We start from the raw sequence: 722 nt of genomic DNA, 5'->3' as shown, positions 1-722 counted from the left end.
GCCTCACCGCCGAGCTGGAGAGCCTTGAACGGCGCTTCCACGAAGGCACCCTGGTCCAGTCCCTCTACTTCGCCTCCCATCAGACGGGGGGCGAAACCCTCAAGGCTCTCGGCGCACCCGAAGAGCTGGCGGCCCAGTTCACCATCAACAAGGTGGGCAACTTCGACGAGCTTCTGGCCTTCATCCGCAAGGTGCCGGCCGCACGCCGCCTCGCCATCACCGAGTCACCCTGGTACCAGCCCAAGCTGACCCAGGTGATGGGCATCAACCCGGACACGGCGCGGATGAACCTGCTGCTGGCCGCGCTTTACGAAGGCAACCCGCAACTCGCCAATACGGATTTTCTGCGCCAGCAGCAGGCCATGCTGGACGCCTACGACATCGAACGGGCGTGGAACCCGGATGACCCGGTGCCGGTGTGGATCATCCTGTCCCGCAAGAGCCCGGCCCGCCTCCAGGCCCTGGTGGAGCTGATGCGGTTTCAGCCCGACGCGGAGAAGAAGACCGCCCCGCCACTGTATGCCCTGCTCCAGCGCCTGGAAGCCGGCATCACGCGGGAACGCATCCTGGCCCGGCGCCTGCGGCGGGGGCTCGCCGGTGACGGCGCAACGCTGCTCCGGGAAGACGCCATCAAGGTTCGCGGCAGCATAGCCACAGCGCAGATCGACAACCCCCGGGCCTTCATCGAACTCGTCATCAACACGCCGGCAGCCCAGGCCGAG

Annotated in this window: 1 protein-coding gene; it reads left to right on the top strand. The window is 66.9% G+C overall.

Annotated features, from left to right (window positions below):
- The coding region (locus JNK74_28825) for a hypothetical protein (protein MBL7650186.1) at window positions 1-722 on the top strand (722 nt) is incomplete at both ends.

This window comes from Candidatus Hydrogenedentota bacterium, from assembly GCA_016791475.1.
Taxonomy (GTDB): Bacteria; Hydrogenedentota; Hydrogenedentia; order Hydrogenedentales; family JAEUWI01; genus JAEUWI01.
The sequence above is the reverse complement of the archived record's forward strand: the minus strand, read 5'-3'. Positions and strand labels throughout refer to the sequence as shown.